Annotated in this window: 15 protein-coding genes; 12 read left to right on the top strand and 3 right to left on the bottom strand. The window is 46.5% G+C overall.

The window, feature by feature from the left end; genetic code table 11:
* Positions 1 to 21: 21 nt before the first annotated feature.
* The 5 genes from ACUYLD_RS21155 to ACUYLD_RS21135 all read left to right on the top strand — a co-directional run bounded on the left by ACUYLD_RS21155 (position 22) and on the right by ACUYLD_RS21135 (position 6,750).
* Positions 22 to 1,932 carry a glycosyl hydrolase gene (locus ACUYLD_RS21155; RefSeq protein ID WP_322171758.1) on the top strand — a complete coding sequence of 637 codons (1,911 nt, stop codon included), beginning with the start codon at positions 22 to 24 and terminating at the stop codon, positions 1,930 to 1,932.
* 56 nt (positions 1,933 to 1,988) lie between these two features.
* Entirely contained in the window at positions 1,989 to 3,131 is a 1,143-nt protein-coding gene (locus ACUYLD_RS21150; protein ID WP_446675928.1) for a glycoside hydrolase family 88 protein, read from the top strand.
* A 390-nt stretch (positions 3,132 to 3,521) separates the two neighbouring features.
* Positions 3,522 to 4,016 carry an RDD family protein gene (locus ACUYLD_RS21145; RefSeq protein ID WP_061831929.1) on the top strand — a complete coding sequence of 165 codons (495 nt, stop codon included), beginning with the start codon at positions 3,522 to 3,524 and terminating at the stop codon, positions 4,014 to 4,016.
* 473 nt (positions 4,017 to 4,489) lie between these two features.
* Positions 4,490 to 6,457: an ATP-dependent DNA helicase gene (locus ACUYLD_RS21140; RefSeq protein ID WP_446675927.1), complete on the top strand. Its 1,968-nt coding sequence runs from the start codon at positions 4,490 to 4,492 to the stop codon at positions 6,455 to 6,457.
* Positions 6,451 to 6,750 (top strand): DUF6509 family protein, encoded by a 300-nt coding sequence (locus tag ACUYLD_RS21135; protein ID WP_061831931.1) that lies wholly within the window; start codon positions 6,451 to 6,453, stop codon positions 6,748 to 6,750. The genes ACUYLD_RS21140 and ACUYLD_RS21135 overlap by 7 nt, the downstream gene beginning before the upstream one ends.
* Positions 6,751 to 6,868: 118 nt before the next feature.
* Here ACUYLD_RS21135 and ACUYLD_RS21130 read toward each other — a convergent pair whose 3' ends face one another.
* Positions 6,869 to 7,231, bottom strand: coding sequence for a hypothetical protein (locus tag ACUYLD_RS21130; protein WP_446675926.1), 363 nt, complete (start codon positions 7,229 to 7,231; stop codon positions 6,869 to 6,871).
* 255 nt (positions 7,232 to 7,486) lie between these two features.
* Between ACUYLD_RS21130 and ACUYLD_RS21125 the strand changes: the two genes are divergently transcribed.
* The 4 genes from ACUYLD_RS21125 to fabG all read left to right on the top strand — a co-directional run bounded on the left by ACUYLD_RS21125 (position 7,487) and on the right by fabG (position 13,586).
* Complete coding sequence (locus ACUYLD_RS21125; protein ID WP_023988377.1) at positions 7,487 to 8,410, top strand: PLP-dependent cysteine synthase family protein; 924 nt, start codon at positions 7,487 to 7,489, stop codon at positions 8,408 to 8,410.
* A 1-nt stretch (position 8,411) separates the two neighbouring features.
* Positions 8,412 to 9,542, top strand: a complete 1,131-nt coding sequence (locus ACUYLD_RS21120; protein ID WP_061831934.1) for a bifunctional cystathionine gamma-lyase/homocysteine desulfhydrase — start codon at positions 8,412 to 8,414, stop codon at positions 9,540 to 9,542.
* Between the two features lie 196 nt (positions 9,543 to 9,738).
* Positions 9,739 to 12,495 carry a PHB depolymerase family esterase gene (locus tag ACUYLD_RS21115; RefSeq protein WP_446675925.1) on the top strand — a complete coding sequence of 919 codons (2,757 nt, stop codon included), beginning with the start codon at positions 9,739 to 9,741 and terminating at the stop codon, positions 12,493 to 12,495.
* A gap of 335 nt (positions 12,496 to 12,830) precedes the next feature.
* Positions 12,831 to 13,586 carry a 3-oxoacyl-ACP reductase FabG gene (gene fabG, locus ACUYLD_RS21110; RefSeq protein ID WP_165175452.1) on the top strand — a complete coding sequence of 252 codons (756 nt, stop codon included), beginning with the start codon at positions 12,831 to 12,833 and terminating at the stop codon, positions 13,584 to 13,586.
* Between the two features lie 157 nt (positions 13,587 to 13,743).
* Here fabG and ACUYLD_RS21105 read toward each other — a convergent pair whose 3' ends face one another.
* Together ACUYLD_RS21105 and ACUYLD_RS21100 are read right to left on the bottom strand one after the other, a co-directional pair.
* The gene (locus ACUYLD_RS21105; protein ID WP_446675924.1) at positions 13,744 to 13,929 is read right to left on the bottom strand and encodes a hypothetical protein; all 186 of its coding nucleotides are present in this window, start codon (positions 13,927 to 13,929) and stop codon (positions 13,744 to 13,746) included.
* A gap of 172 nt (positions 13,930 to 14,101) precedes the next feature.
* Positions 14,102 to 15,019, bottom strand: a complete 918-nt coding sequence (locus ACUYLD_RS21100; protein ID WP_254351321.1) for a hypothetical protein — start codon at positions 15,017 to 15,019, stop codon at positions 14,102 to 14,104.
* 445 nt (positions 15,020 to 15,464) lie between these two features.
* On the opposite strand from ACUYLD_RS21100, the gene ACUYLD_RS21095 reads away from it, so the two are divergent.
* The 3 genes from ACUYLD_RS21095 to ACUYLD_RS21085 are packed head-to-tail and all read left to right on the top strand — an operon-like array spanning position 15,465 to position 23,051.
* Positions 15,465 to 17,267, top strand: coding sequence for a vWA domain-containing protein (locus ACUYLD_RS21095; protein WP_336076799.1), 1,803 nt, complete (start codon positions 15,465 to 15,467; stop codon positions 17,265 to 17,267).
* Between the two features lie 24 nt (positions 17,268 to 17,291).
* Positions 17,292 to 20,681 carry a tubulin-like doman-containing protein gene (locus ACUYLD_RS21090; RefSeq protein ID WP_250268186.1) on the top strand — a complete coding sequence of 1,130 codons (3,390 nt, stop codon included), beginning with the start codon at positions 17,292 to 17,294 and terminating at the stop codon, positions 20,679 to 20,681.
* 3 nt (positions 20,682 to 20,684) lie between these two features.
* On the top strand, positions 20,685 to 23,051 hold the full coding sequence (locus ACUYLD_RS21085) for a transcription initiation factor TFIID (RefSeq protein WP_446675923.1): 2,367 nt from the start codon (positions 20,685 to 20,687) through the stop codon (positions 23,049 to 23,051).
* Positions 23,052 to 23,084 lie beyond the last annotated feature (33 nt).

The following is a 23,084-nucleotide window of genomic DNA, read 5'->3' as shown; positions in this document are numbered from 1 at the left end:
TTTGAATGGGAGGCAGACAGGATGAATAAGCTGCAGACAGGCAGCGTGTACCCTTGGCAGACGGAACTGGAGAGATTTATAGAACAGGTGGAAAGCGCGCCAAATCGAGTGAATGACGGATGGACTCACCAACGTAAGCTGGCCGTGCTGGAAAAGCTGGTTCGCGCATATGCCCTGCATCAGGATGATACCGGAGCTATCATTGACCCCCATTCTGAAAGTGAACGGTACTACTCCACCCCGTCCTATGCGTTGGCAGCGGCGGTGTTGGTTAAAGAAGGCCGGCATGATTTACTGGAATCTGCTGCTGCGGCCTTGACGCATAGCATAGCTTGTGTAGTGGAGGAAAAAGCTCCAGATCACCACCCAGACTTTTTTCCAATTATGATGATGGGCGCGTATCGGCTCCTTAAAAATTTGCTGCCAGAGCAAGCCACGGCTTGGAAACAGCAACTGAGCAGGATTCAGCCGGAGCAGACCTACATTTTTACGATGAGCAAAATGAAAAATCCGAACCGGATGATCAACTGGAATGCGATTATGATTTCCGGCGAGTTTTTGCGTGCAGCGGAAGGAATTGCAGCCGATTCGGAATGGATGGAGACGTATATCCGCAGCTACCACCTGCCTCGTTTTACCGGCTTGGGCCTGTACCAGGATGGACCGCTGGATCGGCCCAATAGTCCATTTGCCTACGATATCGTTACACGTTTTCATTTGGGCGTAATGCTGCAGAACGGATATGATGGCAGCTGCGCACTCGAACTGCGTGACCACCTTCGCAGGGGAGCGCTCAGCACATTGCTGGCGCTATCCCCGCACGGGGAAATTCCGCCGCGTGGAAGAAGCGCGCAGCATCAGTGGAACGAAGCGGCGGCGGCCTTTGTCTTTACAACACATGCTCAGCAGGCTTTTACAGCAGGAGAGCATGGGCTCGCAGGTGCGTTCCGACGGGCAGCAGATCTATGCTGGCAAGCGATTAGCCGCTGGCAGACCGATGACGGCAAGCTGCATATCGTCCGCAACCATTATTCGTCCGAGGCACGGCATGGCTTTGAGGTGTACTCGAATCATACCTGCTACAGTCTGTGGACGGCGGCTGTGCTGGCCCACACCCTTCTACATGGTGAGGAGATGGATCGCATTTCCCCAACCTTCATCCCGGCGGAGATCGGCAGCCGGGTGTTGGCAACGGACGGTTGGTTCCAGACTGTCATTGCAGCCGTAGAGGGGCAGCAAATGCTTGTGCAAACATCGGTCAACGATCCGTACAATGTTCCGGGCATCGTGCGTATTCAGCAGTCTGCGCTGCCGTCGCTGATCGGTCCGTCCTCAGCAGGTCATGCAGACCGCGGCTTTACAGGCTTCGCGGACGGAGATATTTTCCCGCTAAGCTATACCCCGGCCTGGCAAACGGAGGACGGAAAGTGGCACAGCTTGTCGGAAGGTATTCCCGGTACGCTGGAGTTCGACCGGGATGGAGGGATTGACCCGCAGGATGGTGGAGGAACCGTACAGATGGAACAAAGCTCAGCGTCTGACGGAGCAACGGATTTTACACTCCTGTGGGAAGGCCCGTTCCCGGGAGTGAGGGAAATCCGAACGCATTATCGTCAGGTACCCGGCAAAATTGAAGTGGCGTATGAGCTTCAAGGCAATATTCAGAATGTAGGGGCGCTTATTCCCTTAATGTCGTATGACGGTCGGGAGCGCAGCGTTATTCATCATGTCATGTCAGCCGGGGAAGAAACGGAAAGCATTCGAGTAGAATACGCAGGTGCAAGCCTCGAAGTCATCCCGACGACGGAAGGAACGAACGTGGTATGGCCGGAAGAATTAGCTTCCGTGGCCTGTCGGAATGGGTTACTTAAGGGAGCGCGTATGGAATGTGAAGGCAACCGCATTTCCTTTATCATTCGGTTACCTGAATAAATAGAGCTAGAGCCATAAATATGATTTAATATGTGGAAAAAGGAGAGGAAAAAGAAATGACGAAAGCAGAAGCTTGGCTGGAGCAATCGTGGGAGCTGGCTTTGGATAAGACGCTTGCCTTGGCGGCAAGACTGGGAGACGCTTTTCCACATGTTGCTGAGGGTGGACGTTATGATAATCGTGAAGAAGCGTGGTGGACAGCAGGTTTTTATCCGGGGCTGCTGTGGCTGGTCAATCGGGCGCGTCCTGACAGTGTGGCTGCCGGGATTGCACAGCGGTGCGAGGGTCGTTTGGAAAAAATACTCTATAATAGCGAAGCTGTAGACCATGATCTTGGCTTTATTTGGCTGCTCAGCGGTGTGGCCGCCCATCGGATGACCGGAGATTCAGAGTCCAGAAGACGTGGGTTGTTGGCTGCCAATCTGCTGGCTGCCCGTTTTAACGTGAATGGCCGTTTTATTCGCGCGTGGAACTTCCCCTCGAAGGACATGGATACACGGGGCGTTGCGATTATAGACAGTATGATGAATCTACCCTTGCTTTATTGGGCTTCGGAGGAAAGCGGAGATCCGCGTTTTGCCGCTCTCGCTGTGCAGCATGCAGATACCATAGCACGTGAATTTGTCCGTTCGGACGGCTCTATCGCACATGTAGTTGAATTCGATCCGGAGATTGGAAAAAAGGTCGCCGAGCATGGCGGACAGGGATTTGCTCCCGGTTCTGCCTGGGCACGCGGCACGGCTTGGGCTTTGTATGGTTTTACGCTTTCGTACGGGTACACGCGCGATTCGCGTTATTTGAAGGTGGCCGAGAACACGGCTGATTTTTTTCTATCCCAGCTGGGTGATGCTTGCCTGCCTGTGTGGGATTTTAGAGCAGAGGAAGAGCACCGCGGGGCATGGGATTCATCGGCTGCGGCAATTGCGGCCAGTGGTTTGCTGGAGCTGGCAAAATATTCGGCGCGTGCGGAACATTTTACAGAAGCAGCAGAATCTATCCTCGAGGGCTTGCATCATACGTGTACAGCGTGGGGCGAGGAGCATGAGGGATTGCTGTTGAACGGAACCGTACATTATCCTGAGCAAAAATACATCAACGTTCCCATTATCTATGGCGATTATTTCTTTGTCGAGGCATTGGCAAAGCTGCGCGGTGAAGAAGGTTTGTTTAGTGTTGAATGCAAAAAATATAGTGTATAAGCGTGCAAGAACGAACTTATTTTTAATCGTCCTATAATTTGTCAGATTTGCAGAATGAATTGTGAGACAGCGTGTGTGTAATTTCATTTACATATACGCTGTTTTTTATGCATGAAAAGGCTGGATTTATTTCGATGCCAAAGTACTACTTATGGGTAGTTAAAGATCATAGCTGCGCTTGTTTTGTACCCAATCAGAGAAAAATCATTGTATATAAGCTCTTAATTCCTATGAAAATTTTCATTTTGATGCATGGAAATAGGTCCTTTTACTTGTTTAAGAGCATTTGCTCGTAAATTGACAATATAGGTGGGTAACCGTATGATATCTTCTTGGATAAAGGGATAAACTGGATTTTAAATCTCATTTGCAAAAGGAGTCATACATATCATGACAGCAACAAGTGATAGTACAAAAAGAATATACGGAGGATTTTGGATAAGAACAGCAGCGTTTTTGATTGATCTGATCATCCTTACTGCCATAGTCCTTTTAGTAGGGGGCGCAATTTACATTATCCCAGATCTTCTGGGCATAAAGGAGACGGGTTTCATACAAGTACTGCTTATGTTGTGGCCGCTGATTCTTTGGCTCGTGCTACCATGGCTGTATTGTGGTTTATGGGAGTCATCGAAAGTTCAGGCTACACCGGGTAAGCTTGCGTTCTCTTTGGTTGTCGTGGACAAGGAAGGAAAACGCCTTGGATTTTTACACGCCTCAGGGCGTTATTGGATAAAGGCTATTTCTTTTGTAATTGCTCATATTATTTATATTGTGGTTGCTTTTACTGCTAAAAAACAGGGACTCCACGATCTTTGTACCAACACCTTTGTTGTACATAAAAAAGAATTGCAGCGATATGGGCAGCAATCGTCTTTTCTTTAAGTATTAGAGGAGATCACCAAAGCTTCTGTTTAATGCATATTCTTCAATTAACAAGAAACCAGCTAATGCTTGCAATACATTAGGTGGTTATTTGTTTTTTCATTTTGTTATGGTGTTTTACTTTTTTTGTCAGGAAAGCGAGACATTTTTCATTTATAAAATAACGATACTACGGTGGTGTGCAGCGTAGTGGAGGATTTGAATATGGAGAAGCGTAGCGTTCGCCTTTGCCATGGGATTCTTACCTTTTAAAGGTTTATGAAAATCTGAGAATCCTGGGGCAACAGCGATCGTAGGATCAAATGCTACACGTAGCGTCTCACTCAGACAAAAGTATGTCCCTTTATTTTAAAGGGATTCTTATAGCGAAATAAAAAATGTAAGCTGTTCTTACAGTTTTCATGTTCTTTTTAGCTTGTTTTGCGTTATAATGAAAGGATGCACATTATGAACGAATTGGAGGCACAGCCCGATTGACTACTTACCCTTTTGCCTTTGATCCGTCCAAGCCGTTTATTGAGCAGGCAAGTGACTGGATTGCGGATGTATTTTATGAAGTTTTGCCTGAAGTCGGCTTTGAGGTTCGGGATGAACAAATTTATATGGCATTCCAGCTAGAACGTGCCTATAAGGAAAAAAAGACCATTTTTGCAGAAGCGGGTGTGGGCACTGGTAAAACGCTCGTATACCTGCTGTACGCTATTGCATATGCTCGATACATGAGAAAACCGGCGATTATCGCCTGTGCGGACGAATCGTTAATTGAACAATTGGTAAAGCCGGAAGGGGATATTGCCAAGCTGGCACAGCATTTGAATCTGACGATTGATGCCAGATTGGGGAAGTCGCCGGATCAGTATATTTGTCTGAATAAGCTGGATGAGGTACGAGGCGGACTGGATGAGGACGCAGATGTTTTCCGTGATATTTATCTGGAACTGCCGGATTTTGTTCATTTTCCAGATACGTTACAATCCTTTACTCCTTACGGGAACCGAAAGGAATATCCCGAGCTAACAGATGGACAGTGGAGCAGACTCGGATGGGATGTATTTCAAGACTGTCTCGTTTGCCATCAGCGGCATCGTTGCGGTCAGACGTTGTCTCGTGATCATTACCGTAAAGCGGCAGATCTGGTCATCTGCTCTCATGACTTTTATATGGAGCATGTATGGACCTACGAAGCGAGAAAGCGCGAGGGTCAGCTGCCGTTGCTGCCGGAGCACAGCTCTGTTGTCTTTGACGAAGGGCATTTGCTGGAGACAGCGGCACAAAATGCGCTTACCTACAAGCTTAAGCACGCTCAGTTTGAATCTATAATTACCCGATTGCTGGAGGGAGAAGTACGGGAATCTTTGGCAATGACGATCGAAGATGCGATCTCCCAAAGTGAGGCTTTGTTCGCTGCGCTTGATAAGAACAGTCAGCCTGTACAGGGTTCTAATCGCAAGGAGTTCATTCTGAATGAGTCACTGATTAGAGAGGTAAACCGCTTTGGTGAACTGATCGGCACGATCGAAGAAGAGCTTGTATTTGAAAGCGGACTATTCTCTTTGGATGAGTATCAAGTCAAAATTGTGGAAGAACATTTGGAAATGATTCAAACCGCGTTGGCTTTGTTTAAGCGTCCTGAACTTCTCATTTCGTGGGTGATGGAGGATCAGGATGGATTAACGCTTGTGGTTATGCCGAAGATGGTAAAAGAGATTCTCAAAGAACGAGTATTTGCGCAGCATATACCGATCGTATTCTCTTCAGCTACACTTTCCGTAGAGGGCTCATTTGACTATATGGCGCAGAGCCTTGGTATTGAAAATCCGTTAACGTTTTCTGTTGCTTCACCTTATGACTACAGCGATCAGATGCAAGCTGCACTGTACCCGTTGCAAGCGGGGGATGATCCAATCCCGAGAGCACTGGCACTGCTGGAGAAATCACAGGGAAGAGCGCTTATCCTGTTTCCTTCACAGGAAGAACTGGCTGCATTCCAGACGGGTCTCGTTGCCTACCCGGAGGCGTCTACCTATCGTTTTCTGTACGAAGGTTCGGCTGAAATCAGCCATCTGATCTCAGCTTTTCAGAATGATGAGGAAAGTGTGTTGTGCGCTGTTACATTATGGGAAGGATTGGATATTCCTGGACCTTCTCTGTCGCACGTGATTATCTGGTCACTGCCATTTCCTCCGAATGATCCGGTTTTTACGGCTCTGCGCAAGGATGCAGCAGATCCGTTTATTCAGATAGATATGCCTCACATGGCACTTAGACTCAGACAAGGCATAGGGCGTTTAATTCGCTCGCGTAATGATCGGGGCTGGATATCCATCATGGGCCAGGATTTGAGTCGTCAAGAAGTACGTACACAAGTTGAACAACTACTGCCTGCGGGCGTAGAATGCACCGTAATTGAAGGAAACCTGGGGGGAATAAAAACATGTTGAACTTTACAACGTACACAGTAGATCAGATTAAAGATGCTTTTGGTATTTTGACTGGACAGCGTTATGAATTTATCATTGATGTAGAGGTGGAGGAGGACGACGAGCTATACACTGAAAACGGACTGTATATCCGTTGTCTTTATTTAGTAGACGAAGAAAAGACGGGACTGCTAAAGTATGAATTAATTGAAAAAGTAACGAATCGTTACATTGATCTTGAACTTGAAGATGATGAGTTGCAAGCTGTTGAGACCTTCTGTAAAGAACATGTACAGGATGAAACAGTGAAGTAATAGTATAGAACACTTAGCTAGCAAAGCTGGTATATAGCTAACATATAATGAAGATATCAAGGAGTCCTGACATGATCAGGCTCCTTATTTTTATGGCATTGAAGAGAACTTATTTGCTTTAGCGCAGTCTATCCCACACATTCACCATAAACAGCATAGTTCCCCCGGCGAGTAACACCCATCCTATGACGATCCAAACTCCAGCCTCTGGAACCTTGTAATTTTCACCTATAATCGCCAATATCAACACGGGCAGACCGATATTATGCATCCAAAAATGGATATGTGCCAGAATAGTAACTGAAAGTGCAGGAAAGGTCACATAGATCAGACCTATAACTCCAAGTGCAATCCAACCCAGTAAATGGGTATGAGACTGAATATTGGATAGGCTGTGATCACCCGACAAGCCAATAATTACACTAAGCAGCACACTGAGGGCAAAATATACGGCAGCTATCTTCAGAAATTGCTTTCCCATATATGAACTCCTCCTTATGTTGCACAAGGATATTTTGTGACATCTTCTCTATCATATCGAGCAAGCAGGCAGGGGGTGTGGGTATTGTGGCTGGTCCATTTGACAAAAGCTTCAAATACACATAAAATCTTATTGCATCAATACTTACCGTATTACTGTGTTTTCTCGGAGATGATAGCGAACTTCTCCGACAATAGGCGTTAATTTTTGACCATTGGTTTATTTTGGATTCGCCATTAAAAGGAGCTTGAAATTATGAATGTATATCAAAATACCCTTGAACTCATCGGACGCACGCCATTAGTGGAGCTGAACAGCTATTCTCTACCGAGAGGAATTCGCCTGTTTGCAAAGCTGGAGTTTATGAATCCCGGCGGCAGTGTTAAGGATCGGGTGGGGAAGGCTCTAATTGAAAAAGCATTAAAAACAGGTCAGCTGAAGCCAGGGGGGACATTAATTGAAGCAACAGCAGGCAACGCAGGTATTGGTCTTGCGATGGCAGCGCTTCATTATAATATCTCGGTTATTTTTGCTGTGCCTGAGAAGTTCAGCCAAGAGAAGCAGGACCTGATGAAGGCATTGGGAGCACGCATTGTTCATACCCCGACAAGTGAGGGAATGAAAGGAGCCATCGAAAAAACAAAAGAATTGGCTGCTGAAATAAAAGATGCCTACTTGCCACGGCAATTCAGTAATCCGGATAATCCCGAGGCATATTATACGACAATGGGACCTGAAATATGGAACGATCTGGACGGCAAAGTGGACGTATTTGTGGCAGGTGCAGGCTCGGGGGGAACATTTATGGGAACCTCGCGTTATCTTAAGGAACAAAATGCAGCCCTTAAAACGGTCATCGTGGAGCCGGAAGGGTCCATTTTGAATGGCGGCGAGTCAGGCCCACATAAAACAGAAGGAATTGGCATGGAATTAATCCCTGAATTTGTGGATAAAGGATATTTTAATGCCATTCACACCATTAGCGATGTCGATGCTTTTGACCGTGTCAAGGAACTGGCTGCACGTGAAGGCCTTCTTGTTGGTAGTTCTTCAGGGTCTGCTTTACATGCCGCTTTACTGGAAGCAGAAAATGCACCGGATGGCGCACATATTGTTACCATTTTCCCGGATAGCAGCGAACGTTATCTGAGCAAAAAAATATATGAAGGCGGGATATAAAATGAAACGCAAAACAAAACTGATTCACGGCGGGCTTCCTACCGATCCCCATACAGGCGCGGTTAACGTTCCTATTTATCAGGTAAGCACTTATGAGCAAGAGGAAATTGGCGTCCATAAGGGATACGAATATTCGCGTACAGGCAATCCGACCCGGTTTGCTCTGGAGGAGCTGATCAAGGATCTGGAAGAAGGAAAGCGTGGTTTTGCTTTCGGTTCGGGTATGGCAGCCATTCATGCGGTATTTTCACTGTTTAACGCAGGGGATCATATTTTGCTGACCGATGATGTATACGGAGGCACCTACCGTATTGTAAGCAAAGTGCTCAGCCGTATCGGAATTGAATCCACATTTGTGGATACGACTGACCTGGAAGCCATCTCCAAAGCAATTCGTCCGAATACGAAGGCATTGTATGTCGAAACGCCAACGAACCCGCTTTTGAAGGTTACTGATATCCGCGCTGTTTCGGAGCTTGTAAAAAAACATGATCTTTTACTGATCGTCGACAACACATTTGCTACCCCTTATTGGCAGACGCCAATTACACTTGGGGCTGATATCGTCATTCACTCTGCTACCAAGTATTTGGGCGGCCACAGCGATGTTGTAGCCGGTCTGGCTGTTGTGAACAGCGACGAGCTGGGAGAGCAACTGCATTTTCTGCAAAACGCCATTGGTGCTATTCTGGGACCGCAGGATTCTTGGTTATTGATCCGCGGTATTAAAACATTGGGTCTGCGTATGGAAGCGATTGAGAAAAATGCGAAGGAAATTGCAGCCTTTTTGGAAAAACATCCGAAGGTTAGCAAAGTGTACTACCCTGGACTGGAAAGCCATGCACAACATGAACTGTCCAAAACCCAGGCTGAAGGCTTTGGCGGCATCATTTCCTTTGATGTAGGTAGTGACGCTAACGCGGTTGCACTTCTGAAAAAGGTAAAATATTTTACACTAGCTGAAAGCTTGGGAGCGGTTGAAAGTCTGATTAGCGTTCCGGCACGTATGACGCACGCCTCTATTCCGGTAGAACGTCGTGCAGAGTTAGGCATTACCGAAGGTTTGGTGCGGATTTCGGTTGGGATTGAAGATCTGGAAGATTTGATCGAAGACTTGCAGGCAGCATTGTAAGAAAATAATCGTAATGATCAAGAGAGGCAGCTGAGGCTGCCTCTTTTTTTGTTTTTTATCATAGCTACTTTTTTGAGAAGAACAGAGGAGTACGTAGAGGTAATAACGAATAGTTTTATATAGTTCAATTGAATGTTAAACGGGATATAACCGCGACTACGTCTCTGAGGAAACAAAAACCTGGAGGGGGAATGTTATGAGGTTCACACATCTGGAAAAAGCAACAACTGTGCTGTCGGATCATCCGGTACGTCTGAGGTCTGCTTATGCAGTCGGTCCGGTCATCCTCCCGGAAAATTGCGGTGTGGGCAGGGAATGGTCCAATTATTTTGCCCATGAGGATTGGAATTTGGAAAAGGCTTGTGGTGAAGAAGGAATAGAGCTTTCAGCCGGAGGAAAGGCAGCGTGCCGATTACTGACCGAGCTAGACCCTCGGACTGCGGAACTGAATCTAGGTGTTTTTCCGCCTTTGGCCGAACAAGAAAGGCTTTTGCTGGTTTCAAATCTTCGTTGTATGGTTGCACAGGAAGTGATTTTCAGACCCTTTGAAGGAACGGGACAAATTTGGATAGATGGCACACTGGTATATGCGGAATCCGGTCCTTTTCGCTTGTATCTGGAGGAAGGCGATCACACGGTAGTTATCATTGCTGCGTTTATTCCTGAGGAGGCCCGCTCTATTCGTATCAGTGGAAATCAGGTATGCAACGAACCAGATGTGGCAGAACTGCATCGTGAATTTGTAGACCGTAATATACGTTTTCATATGGCATGGCTAGAGGTTGAGAAAAGTGCTGGCAGGGAGGGTGAAGACAGCCCGATCTTATTTTATTTACTGCGTAAGGATCGGATAGATCTTCCCTTAGATCAAACGTTATGGGTCGAGGTAACGAATGATGAAGGCATAAAGCTGGATCGCTTTCCAGCACATTGGGAGCAGGAGCAAAGCTATGACTGGGATGAGGAAAAGGCCAGGAATACGGGAATGCTGCACTTCACCGTTACATATCGGGATCATGAGGCTGTGGAGCATCATTTAGTGTATTCGGCACTTGTGCGGCCTTTGTCAGTCGTCGTGGAGGGCTTGCAGGAAGAGTATGACCGGTACATTCAAGCCCGCGCTATAGATATTCTTCCTTCTGCGCAGAAAATACAAATAGAGGGCCTGCTTGAGGAATTAAAAAGGTTAACGGATTTGCCGGAAGATCCTTTTGAAATCTGGGATTACCGGATTGTGCGTGAATATATCAAGCTATTAAAACAGATCTTCACTAATGGACATACCGAACAGTCACAGCCCCCATCCTTACTTCAAGAAGAACACATTTTTTTGTCTAATGACGGAATTGGGGAAGGATTTTTTGTCTCCCGCTTGGACAATAGTTTGCAACGCTATACCATTCAGCTTCCCAGAAGCTACTCGACTGACCGACAGTATCCTCTGATCGTCCTGATGCCAGGCAAGCGATATGAGCTGGGTTTGCCGGATTTTCAGAATCGAGGTTTTGGGCAAGGCTGGGAAGAGGAAGCTATATTTGTTACTTTTTCATGCCGTGGTGTAACGTTGGGCAGTTATATTGGAGAAGCTGCTTTTTTGGAGGCGCTGGATGTCATACTGCAAGCATACCGAGTGGACGAAGAGCGGATCTATCTGACGGGTTATTCGAACGGAGCATATGCTGCCTGGGCGATGGCACAGGCTTATCCTTCTCGGTTTGCGGCTATTGCGGTTATCTCTGGAGCGCCACATCCTAAGCATCTGATAAATCTGTTGAATATGCCAATATTGAATGTATGCGGAGATCAGGATTACTTATTTGCACAAGCATACACAGCCCCTGTAACAGAGCTTCTATCTGATCATTTTAGAGGTGTTGTAGAGCGGCAGTCTAATCACTGGGATACGCATGAGCTGAGACTTCTGGACGGCGTACTGGGTTGGCTTATGCAATGGAGAAGAGATGTCGTACCTCAGCGTATTGCCTATCGGACGGAACGGGGGAGACATAACCGGGCTTACTGGCTGGAACTGACGCGAATGGATGAAAATGAGGAATATGCTGAGTTGTACGGTGAAATGAGTGCCACAGGTGAGTTGGATATCGAGGCGGTTCACGCCGAAGAATTTATCATTCATCTTTCTCAAGAGGTCATGCCCTTGGAGCTGGCCCAGGTTCGTATCGGAGCCCGTATTTTCGTGTTGGACTTGCGGGAATACAGCCGCTTTCGCTTTGTTAAAACACAGTCACATAAACGCCCCTCACCTGAATACCGTTTGATTGCCGAACGGGAGGAAGAAAGCAGTGGATGCTTTACAAAAGAATCGGATGCCAAAATGAAAACGGTGGGCTCGAAAAGCGTGGGAAGAAACGTTTTGAGCCACGGTATGGGTGTGCTTGACGTTTATATGGATCGTCTTCACATTGTCCTTCCATCCAGCTATGCTACACCGGAGGAAGAGCAGGCGGTGAGACGGACGGCGAACGCCTTGGCTAGCCCACGAACAGCAACTTGGAATCCGTATATCGGTGTTCATTATCCCGTGGTGTCTTCTAATGATATTACGGAGGAAGCACTGGCTGATAGCAACGTGATTTGTATCACTTCGGGCTTGTCCAGACATGAGCTGCTTCAAAAGCACCAGGCCGATCTGCAAATTACATGTACGGAGGAAGGGTATACATTGGGCGACGACTTTACGGCAGGCGAGTATTGTCTGTCATATATTCAACCTAGCCCATGGTCTGCAACCCAGCAAATGCTTGTTGTAGCGACCAATTCACCCCGTATACTGGGTAAAAACCTATTTATGCGCAGACTAATTATGCCTGGATATTTTAATGGTCTACACCCATATTTGAATAAAGAGATTATTGTGTATGATAGCAAGGGAGTGCGTGCTCTTAACTTTACTTCCATTCGACATGCGCAGCAGAAACTGCAAGGCCAATAAAAAAGACAGCTAATTAGACATGATAATCCTAAAATAAAAAAACGTCCGGAGTTGGGGAGGGGGACTGCCCCCTTAATGTGAGACAAATCAAAACTCCTTCAAGAGAGCTCAACCATGTCGAGATATGGAAGTAGCCTTGTGCGTCCACTTTATTGACAATGCTAAAAAATGTGAATATTATCAAAACGTTTTGAATCCTTCTTCTGTCCAGGGAAAGGCACATTAAGTGCACAGGAAAAGATTAATCTAGTCATGCAATCTATTAATATTATTATAAGATAATTTTTTTGATCTATTTAGAGAGCAAATGCTCTCTCCGAAGGAGGGAAAACATAATGGAAAGTTCATTTGAAAACAAGTCGGTTATTGTAACTGGTTCGAGTAAGGGGATTGGTAAAGGAATCGCCAAAGTCTTTGCTGAAAAGGGAGCTAAAGTAGCCATTATTTCTCGTAACCTAGATGAGGCCGAGATATGCGCTGCCGAAATCAGAGCATCCGGTGGATACGCGCAAGGCTTTAGAGGTGATGTCACAGATCGATCTTCTATGGAAATGATGGCACATTCAGTATCGGTGGCCTTTAGCGGCATTGATGTGTTGTGTGCTAACTCAGGTATTGCCCCTATGACTACAATTGAAGAAATGGTTGCTGAAGAATGGGATAGCGTGATGAATACTAATGTGCGTGGAGCTTTATTTTCTTTACAGGCTTGTCTGCCATTCTTAAAAAAAGCTGAATATGGAAGAGTGGTGTTAACATCTTCGATTACTGGGCCGGCGACAGGATTTGTAGGATGGTCGCATTACGGTGCCAGTAAGGCTGCCCAACTCGGTTTTATTCGCAGTGCAGCGCTTGAGTTAGCTCCGTTTGGTATTACAATCAATGCGATCATGCCCGGTAATACAATGACTGAAATGATACAAACCTTCCCAGAATACATTGAAACCATGCTTCCAGCTATTCCATTGAAACGGTTTGGAACCGTTGAAGAAATGGGACATGCAGCTGCATTTCTTGCCTCTAAGGAGGCTGGCTTCATCACGGGACAAACAATTATTATCGACGGAGGACAGAGCTTGCCTGAATCTTAATAAAAATAAGTTTGTACCAAGAGGAATAAAATGAATCCTTTGAGTGGTCATACCCCTGTCAAGTAGACGAATGAAAAAAGCTAAGCTGCAAGCGCGTGCCGATACTCGATCGGGCGCGCTTTTTGAGTTTATCCTGAAACCGCTGAGCTTCGCTCCGTCACCAGATTTGAATATCGCTTTTTAAGTAGTCCACCCCTGAGCTATCAAAGTAATCTCGTTCTTCTTTGATACAGGAAAAGGAGGTACGTGTACGCCCCTTCATCAGGCTGGATGAACCCTTGCGCCAATCGAGCGGTTCAGCATTTCGAACCTTCTTCACCCAAACTTTGAGTTGGTTAGCCATACGAAAATCCCCTCCAGGTTCACTCATACCCTCATGGTAACACACAAGGTTTTTTAAGAGTGTCTACTTGAAGGGGACGATACCACCCAGGTGATCCTGACGGTTTTTTGCTGCTTTATTGCAGTGGTTTGTCATGGTAATGACGTCATATATAGAAGGGCGTTAGGACAGATCAGTTTTTATACTGCTCCATCAGGTACATGATCTTTACTTCATCGGCCAAATCTCCAAAGGGTTCTAACGGATTCTCTTGAATGATATGATATAAACGCTGGACTCGTTCCTTTGGCAGTTTGCGTACATATCTGGAAATGAAAGCGGCATGGGTGACTACGTAGCGCTTTTTACGGACAGCTGCACTGGCTACGCGGACGAGAATATCTTCGCCCCCTGCCAATTCCAGAATACGGCGCTCATAAAAGACTACGTATCGGAATGTCCGGTCCTTGATCAGCTCACGATTGAGTCTGGCAATCTCTCCGATATATCTGACCATAAGCGGCTCGAAGCTCTTGATCAGGAGGGGATCGAGCGTTAATTCCATGTCTTTGCGGAGAACGAAAGATTGCAGCAGGGCGACCTGCTGGAGCCTTATCCGATCATTGTGAATGAGTACAGCCATCTCACGCAGCATTTCATAGGAGACACGCTCACTGAGTTGCCGCAGGGCAACCGCGTTTTTATGATTAATGTTTAGTCCTTCCTGGATCTGCTCTATACGACCTCTGAACAGACGTATAAGCTGCCTACGCTGTTCATAAGGATAAATACCCTGCTGTAGAAGCACTAAGGGCAGCAGAAGAAGCGCACCGACGATACCGCACAAAAGCATTTGTTGCGGTGAGTGGCCGAAAAAGACAGTAGCGGCCAGCAATATGACACTGACAGCAAGGTCTTTACGAAAATAACGTTTGGCTCTGAGTCTGGCATATTGCTCTACAGGAACTAGTGTATCCCGACCACATGATGTGCACTTTTCTTCCCAAAGGGCGGTAAATTGCCCACAACGCTTGCAGACTCTTAGCTTTTGGAAGGCGTGCTCTGTGCGGGTAAATGGGCGAAATTGTACAGCTTGTTTGGAACTATTCATTGCGTTCACTTCTCCGGTTCAGCAGTGCTAGAAGCTCGGTGTCGATTTGTGTAATCGACGGGGCCCGTTTTTTATGTATATAGTAAATTAGTGATTTGATGGCGACAAAAAGAAACATAATCGCCAGACATCCGTATGAGATCATAGTGTACTTCCTCTTTCTACTTGGACTTTTATTTCAATATTTTACATGGGCGGGTTTCGCTACTGTCATTTTTGTCGTATAAAGGAGAAGGCTGGTGCCCGATTGCCCTTGTTGGGGTATAATTATATCATTACTGCAGGATATTGGTAAAATCACGCGGTATAACAGGCTTTTTGGTTGGATTCAGACCATTCGGGCAGTATTTTCAGCTGGCGCTCATGTAAAACTCATTATAATTTAATAGTAGGGGAGTACAACTGTAATTTAGAATGAGAATTAACTGGCAAAGGGGTACAAGCGATGTTTAGTAGAGACAGAAAATGGTTTTTGGTCATCGGAATCATATGTACAATGATCATGACCTCGATTTTGGCATGGCAGCCACAGATGGCGAATGCCGCTTCACCCTCTGCTTCTAAGGTGGATGCGGTGCTGGTCGTCGATGTAAGTAATTCGATGAACACCAGTGATCCTGGGAAAATTGGCAATGAAGCCATGAAAATGTTCATTGATATGCTGTCGACCCAAAATGACAAAGTCGGGATTGTAGCATATACGGATGTCGTACAGCGCGAGAAAGCCTTGCTTAATATTACATCCGAAGCGGATAAGCAGGAACTGAAGACGTTTATTGACGGACTGAACCGGGGGGCGTATACTGACACCTCCGTGGGTGTCAAGGAAGCGATCCGCATTTTGCAAGATGGTAAAACAGCTGGACATGCGCCTATGATCGTCATGCTGGCCGACGGTAACAACGATTTTAATAAGACGACAGGCAGAACCGAAAGCCAATCCGATCAGGATATGGCACAGGCTGTAGCTGAGGCTAAGAATAGCGGCGTTCCAATCTACACCATCGGCTTGAATGCAGATGGAAAGCTGAATAAAAACAAGCTCGCCGACATAGCGCAGCAAACGGGCGGCAAATCTTTTATTACAAGCTCAGCGGATGACCTGCCGAAGATTTTGAGTGAAATTTTCGCCAGCAATTTGAAGTTGAAAGTGGTGCCTTTGCAGTCCATTACGGCAAACGGCGACTATCAGGATGTAACGGTAACCGTACCGAACGATAGTGTGCTGGAGGCTAACATTTCGATCATGTCCTCAAAACCGGTGGATGCGAGACTGATAGACCCGTCGGGCAACACCAAGCCAATTCCTTCGAGCGATGTGCTGCTGTCCAAGTCCAAAAGCTACTCGCTGATTAAACTGCTTAAGCCTGTGGCTGGTGACTGGAAGCTCCAAGTCAAGGGAGTCCAGCAGGATCAGATTGATATTAATCTGGTGTTTAACTATGATCTGGAGCTGAAAATGGACGCACCGTCAGCCAAATCATACAAAAAAGGCGATGCAGTTCAAATTCGTTCCTACCTGACAAGCAATAGCCAGCAGCTCCAGGATCAGGAATTATATGCGAATATGAATGCTGTTCTGAAGGTCAAGGATCTGGATTCCGGTACAACGAATGAGGTGCCGTTAACCAATGCAGGGGATTCTTTTACCGGTTCCTATACGATTCCAGATGAGCATGACTACGAACTAACCGTTAGAGCAGAGGAGAAGAGCTTTTACCGTGAAACACAGCCTGTAACCATCAGTGCTAAAGCAGGGGCGACGAGCGGTACGAATACGGGCACGACGCAGCCAACAACACCTGCTGAAAAGTCCAAGTTAATGCCACTCATTCTTTTAGGGCTGGGACTGCTCGTTCTGCTGGTTGCCGCGTATTTCATCTGGAAGGCTGTCAAAAAGGCCAACCGTGGCTTTGTCGGTCAAATCGTACTGGAAATCCGGGATGAGAACACCGGCGAAAAAACGTATCCGCAATACAAGAAGCTGAACACCTTCCGGGGCAAATTTAATCTGCACCAGTTGCTGCAACTGGCACCGGAATTTGCTGGAACCGACAAGGTCGTGTTCACACCAGCCAATCAGGATCGTATCATTGTGCGCAGTACCCCCGAGATTACGATTGAAAAATCCGGACGGGCTGTTGACTCAGGCAACGGTCTTGAACTCAAAAACGGTGATCGTCTGACGATTCCGTTAGCCAGTGTGGACAAAACCATTTTACTGGAGTTTATTTCAGTAAACAGCTAAACGAACCCTTAGGAGGTCATATCTATGAAACCAGTAGTTAGAGAGCATATCCAACAATTAGACGTATCACTCGGCGGAGGGATCGTAAGCGATAAGATCAGAGTTGATACTATTGATAATCCTATTTTAATTATCGGACTCGGAGGAACGGGGATTGATGCCCTTCTCCGCTTGAAATATCAAATTAACCGTAGATTCAAGCTTCCAGCAGATCCGATTTCCAAGAAAAAGAGCGATAAACCGGACAATGTGGAATTTCTCGCTTTTGAAACGAATGAACAAGACCGCAACAAAAAATACAAGGGGATTGGTTTGGACCCTATCAATGAGTTTGTACTGCTATCCAATGCAGAAATCGGTGGATTGCTGCAAAACCGCAGCATTCTTGAGCCGTACATTACCGATTGGCTGTCTCCCGAACTAAGCATTACCGATGGTATGAATGGTGCGGCAGGGGTGCGGCAGGCAGGACGATTGCTGCTGTTCACCAAAATCAATCAGGTCGTACAAAGCATTGACAAAAAAATCAAAACCCTGTCTGAAGGCACCAACAAGAAGCTTATGGTGTTCCTGCTGTCCGGTTTGTCCGGCGGTACAGGAAGCGGTACCTTCCTCGATATCTCATATATCGTCCGAGGAATTATTGAGCGTGACTATGGCTCTGCAGGTGTAGACCGTGTAAATACATTAGGTTATCTGTTTACACCAGATATTAATTTGGCGAACAAAAGCCTGAGCGAGCATACCCGTGAATATATTAAAAAGAACGGCTATGCTGCACTGAAAGAACTGGACTATTGGATGAATGTAGACAGCCGTGGTGAACGTTTTAAGCAGCAGTACGGCAACATTTTGACCGTGAACTCGCCGCTTCCGCCGTTTAATCTGTGCCACCTCATTTCGGCCACGAATACGGAAGGCAAGCTGTTGGAAAATGCTTATGATTACTGCATGAATGTCACCGCTGAGAACATCACTAACTTTATGGCGAGTGAGGAAAAACAGTCGGGCGAAGAGTTTGCCATTCATGACTATATCAGCAATATCCGTACCAACATCGCACAAATGAATAAGGCGTATCCGGCAAACTACGATTACAATATTATCGGGGCTTCCTCGGCGGTACTGCCAATGGAGGAAATGACGACATATCTGGCCTATCGAATGTTTGGAAAAATGTCCAAAATGTTCGAGCAATCGCCAAATCAAGAGGATGTAGAGAAGTTTGCCCGCAAGCTGGGCGTGGATCTCGATAGCATGATCAAAAACTTTGAATCCCGTGTACCTGAGCCGCTTCCGGGCTTTGAAAACAGTGAACGGTTAAGTTATAGCAATGTCGTTAAAATGCAAGTGGTCAATATGGACACCGAGCTGGAGCAAACGTTCTTGACGCGTGCCCGCGAAGAGTATATCAAAGCGAAGAAGCAGCTTCCTGGTGAAATTACAGGACAGTTTACGGATCAAATTCGCCGGATGTTTTTGCATCCTGAGCAGGGGCCGTTTTATGTATCCCGCATGATTTATACTGAAAAAGGATTTAGCTTGCTGAAAATGCTGCTTTCATATGTTGAAACGTTGCGTGAATCATTGCACCGTATTCCAACGGACATTGAATGGGCGCGTGAGCAGGCGAACGAAAAGCTGGGCGATGCCAAGAGCGCGTTTGTGTCTAAGGATAAAAAGAAAAATGCGTACATTGAAGCGAAAATTAATGAATATTGGCTGCGGGCTGATGTGGAACGTACAGAGCAGCTCATTGAATTTTATGAAGACCTGTATGACTTGTTGAACAAGGAAAATAGCCGCATTTATAATGTATTTACTGAAATTTTGAACGCGCTGAGCGCAATTTTCGAGAAGAATGGCGATCTGCTGATTAACGGCGAGGAACAGTCCGATCACAAAGGTAACAAAACGTACTATTGGAATCTGGTAAGTGTACCGGATATTTCTGAAGTTGTGACCAAGCTGCTTGATAACCGAAACGGTGATGATTTGATTCGTGATTTTGCCCAAGAATTGCTCGAAAATTCAGATCAATGGGTGAAGGATCAGGATATGGACATCATCAGCTCAATCTCCAATTTCTTGACTGATAAGTTCGGTGATCTCATTACCCGTTCCATGGAAGATTTCCTCGTCATGAAATACGGGCAAGATGAAGCCATTGAAAAATTTGTGGAGCGCTACATTGCGAGCAAACTGGATGAGGAAGCTGTACCTGTGTTTCATCTGAGCAATAGCTCTGGCAACTTGTACTTCCCATCATGGGGATTCGTTTCAGTACCTGTACAGTCACCTAATATCCTGAAAGGCGTTCGCAATTATCAAAATAATGCAATTGGCAAATCACACTTTACTATTAAAGAGAGTGAAGTTCGTAACCGGATTTTCTGGCTCAATACGCGTAATGGTGTTCCTCTGTTTGTATATACGCCGCTCAAAGTGTATGAAGAAAGCTATGAAAAAACGATTCTTGACCGCGAAGGTATTGGCCGCCATCTGGTACAAACAGGTCAGAACAACTGGACTAATCTGCCGTCGCCGATTCCTGAAAAGTCATGGGGCGAAACTTACGTCAATTCGCGTGTGCAAGCTTACAATGCCCGCATTCGTAATGATTTTGACCGTGCCAAGTCACTTGGCGTGATTCGGGAAAAGGATGTCGATCAGAATACGAGCAGCCGCTTCACTGTAATCCGTTCACATGCGCTAGATCTGAATGCGATGCTGGCAGGCTACGATATGCGCTTGCAGGAATCCAAGCCGAATTTGGGTGAGGTGAAAAGAGCATGGTCTGAGTTGAAACGTCTGCTGGCTGAAGGGTTGGAGCAGGCCGGAAGCAAGGACATCTTTGGCAGCATCAATGAAGAGATGGCGAAGGAAAACCTGATCCGTTCACCAGAGTTAACACAGGTGGTTCGTGAAGAACTGGCGAAATATACACAAATTGAAGCGAAAGCAGCTGAACTGGAAGCTTTGCTGGGCAAATACCAGGATGAAGAAAAATGGCTGGATCAGTTCATTCAGGCTCTCTATACAGACACGATTACGAAAAAAGGCGCTTTGTACGTCTATGATCGTGACGAAGAGGAAGAGGCTTGGGAGCCGTTTGCGAACGTCATGAAGAGCCGCAATTATGTGGAGTTTGAAGTGTTTACAAACTTCCGTGGTTTGGAAGAAAAGAAATTTGCTACTCTAATGCGCAAGGCGGATCGCCGTGATGCTGTATTGACTTCATCGGAGGATATTACACCACTGCTGTCGAAGCTGGATGAACTGGCTGCAACTTACACAGAGGCCCGCAATCAATTGGAATATGAAAAGGTGGAGCTGGCTAACGGAGCAGAACTATATGCATTTTATGCTCAAATGGCTGGGAAATTAAACGACATCCGCAGAAAGTTGAAATAAAGTATGAGAGAGCAGCTGTTACGTTATGCGGCTGACTATGCAGCCGCAGAGGACCAATTAATCGGAAGTGGGGATGGACGCAGCAGCATCCATTTCCCGTCCGTGTTTCTTTTTATCGGTGATCGCATGAACCCGGTGATGAACACCATTGCAGATATCAACCGGACCAAGTGGGATAACAGCACGGGAGTAACGTATATTCAGATCCGCTCGCAGGAAGAACATGCAGCTGTAGATCGTTCGGTGGATGCTATTGTTCATACGATAGCGGTACCGGAGGAAAGTGGCCACCAAACGATACGCCGTGACTTGCACCAGGCTTTTTATACACATGAATCGCAGCTAATTGAGCTTAACACCGCGTTGCGCCGGGCTAGTGGACATCTGGCAGATTACGGTCGGTTGTATTCTTCGTTCGAGCGTGTCCATTTGTCGATTTTGACGACAGCGGATGACCCCATGAACGTGTTAATCCCTGAAATTACGCTGTTGGCGGAGTATATTTTTGCACAGTCTTTTAAATCGGTACAAATGGATCTGTATGTGTTGGTGAATGAAAGCGATCAGGCTGTCCAATTCGGCTACAGTAGTGCAACGTCCGTTGCTTTCATGCGGGAGTTGGACTATATCCAGAGTCCAGACTATACGTTTACGGCACCGCTTCATATGACTGAGGACAAATTGACCATTCCAGTAACCCATGCTCCATCACCGTTGTTCGACCTCGTCTATGTGCTGTCCGACAAGAACGAACGCGGCGTAACGGTGCCGAATAGCCTGCGAGAAAGCTGTGACATCATTTGCCATATTCAGCTTCTTAAAAACCGCTATCAGGCAGGAGATTCCTATCGGTCACAGGATGGGGGATACAACAATACATCGTTTAAAAACAACATCATGACGGAATCCGGGCGGCAGGGTTATGTGTCGGCTGGATTTTCCCGAGTCAACCGCCCTAACCAGTCAATCGCACTGACGGTGCTGTATCACTTTTATGTGAAGCTGTTAGAGCGTATGAGAACAGAGCAAGAGTGGGACATACGCGATAAGCTGAATTATTTTGGGTTAGATGCTGCTGAGCGCGGTCGCACGCGAAATGATCTCGTTCCTGGTAATGAAGCGATCACGGACATGAGCGCACTGATGACCAGCGGAGCCAGCTACGGCTCGGTAAAGCGAATGACATTACGTGAGGCGGAGGAAGCCTTGTTTGGTCAGGGCTGCGAAGCCTTTTTCCGTGATAACTGTGAACGGATTGTGCACAAACGGTTGGGAGATTTTCAGGCGGAATCAGGTCTACAGTCGGCTGTGAATGCAGCTGCCAAGGAATATCCCGAAATCGGCTTATTTGAGTTGACAGACTGGACGGATGAAAATAAAACAGGGAATGTGCTTACAGCCATTCGTGGACTGATTCGGGATACGTCCAATGACTTGCAGATTAGTGCCGCTGAACTGGACACCCTGTATAGCGGGCGAGTGGAGGACCAACCTTTTCAACGATTGCCACTCATGGATAAGCATAATGTTCGAAGCTTGATTCGTTACCTGACCGAGACGGTTTACGGGCACAAACTGCACATGTTGCGAATCCAAGCCGATTTGGAGCTGCTTCGCCGCTATGAACTGGCACTAGAAAAATGGCATGCACAGGCGAAGCATATTACAGTACAGCTTTCCAGCCTGGAGCGTGAACTGCATCAAGCTGCAACGGACAGTATCCGACAGGCCGATAGTTACACAGGTCAAAACCTGTTCGAGTATTACGAGCGTGTGACGGAGGATGTCATGCGTGAACTGGAAAGCAAGCGGGGGAAATCTATATTTTTTGATACCCGGCATATGGGGCCTGTATCCGGATTGCTGGACGGGGGTCTGTCCTCATTGGTGGATCGACTTACACAGACCTGTCGCACCTTGATTCTCAGTTCACAGCCGTTTAATCAGACCTTCGAAGAAGAATTATTGCGGCGTGCCAATGTGGCTGCTGCATATGAAAATCGGCTGGTTGTTCCGAAGGATGAGCTGTTTAAAAAACTGTATCAAACGTTAGAGGAACATGGCGGAATTAACGTACGTTTGCTCGACTATACCCATGAGCATCGGTATGAAGAAAAGTACTTCTTTGGTGACTACGAAGGCGAATTTCTTCCTTATGCGATGGATGTGGACATTACTTCGCGTATTTACAAGCTGGGTTTTGTACATGAGCGTCGCAGCAGCGGGGTAGAAAAGCTGCATTTGATGGGCGGCTTCCATCTGGAGGATCTGATGGTTTACCGCAACGGCAAAACGTATTATGAGACATATACTGCGAATGGTTTCGTGTTTCACGGAATCGACGTGGACCGGTTGCCGGAATTGCGGTAACCACATATTCATCCTACTTTATGATGGAAGGAA

This window comes from Paenibacillus sp. SER-28, assembly GCF_052906305.1.
Note: the sequence above shows the minus strand (reverse complement) of the source record. Positions and strands in the feature narration are given on the sequence as shown.

What these genes read in the sequence shown, in the direction of transcription:
- ACUYLD_RS21155 (WP_322171758.1), top strand. Translation starts at nt 22, where the DNA reads ATGAATAAGCTGCAGACAGGCAGCGTGTACCCTTGGCAGACGGAACTG.
- ACUYLD_RS21150 (WP_446675928.1), top strand. Translation starts at nt 1,989, where the DNA reads ATGACGAAAGCAGAAGCTTGGCTGGAGCAATCGTGGGAGCTGGCTTTG.
- ACUYLD_RS21145 (WP_061831929.1), top strand. Translation starts at nt 3,522, where the DNA reads ATGACAGCAACAAGTGATAGTACAAAAAGAATATACGGAGGATTTTGG.
- ACUYLD_RS21135 (WP_061831931.1), top strand. Translation starts at nt 6,451, where the DNA reads ATGTTGAACTTTACAACGTACACAGTAGATCAGATTAAAGATGCTTTT.
- ACUYLD_RS21130 (WP_446675926.1), bottom strand. Translation starts at nt 7,231, where the DNA reads ATGGGAAAGCAATTTCTGAAGATAGCTGCCGTATATTTTGCCCTCAGT.
- ACUYLD_RS21125 (WP_023988377.1), top strand. Translation starts at nt 7,487, where the DNA reads ATGAATGTATATCAAAATACCCTTGAACTCATCGGACGCACGCCATTA.
- ACUYLD_RS21120 (WP_061831934.1), top strand. Translation starts at nt 8,412, where the DNA reads ATGAAACGCAAAACAAAACTGATTCACGGCGGGCTTCCTACCGATCCC.
- ACUYLD_RS21115 (WP_446675925.1), top strand. Translation starts at nt 9,739, where the DNA reads ATGAGGTTCACACATCTGGAAAAAGCAACAACTGTGCTGTCGGATCAT.
- fabG (WP_165175452.1), top strand. Translation starts at nt 12,831, where the DNA reads ATGGAAAGTTCATTTGAAAACAAGTCGGTTATTGTAACTGGTTCGAGT.
- ACUYLD_RS21105 (WP_446675924.1), bottom strand. Translation starts at nt 13,929, where the DNA reads ATGGCTAACCAACTCAAAGTTTGGGTGAAGAAGGTTCGAAATGCTGAA.
- ACUYLD_RS21100 (WP_254351321.1), bottom strand. Translation starts at nt 15,019, where the DNA reads ATGAATAGTTCCAAACAAGCTGTACAATTTCGCCCATTTACCCGCACA.
- ACUYLD_RS21095 (WP_336076799.1), top strand. Translation starts at nt 15,465, where the DNA reads ATGTTTAGTAGAGACAGAAAATGGTTTTTGGTCATCGGAATCATATGT.
- ACUYLD_RS21090 (WP_250268186.1), top strand. Translation starts at nt 17,292, where the DNA reads ATGAAACCAGTAGTTAGAGAGCATATCCAACAATTAGACGTATCACTC.
- ACUYLD_RS21085 (WP_446675923.1), top strand. Translation starts at nt 20,685, where the DNA reads ATGAGAGAGCAGCTGTTACGTTATGCGGCTGACTATGCAGCCGCAGAG.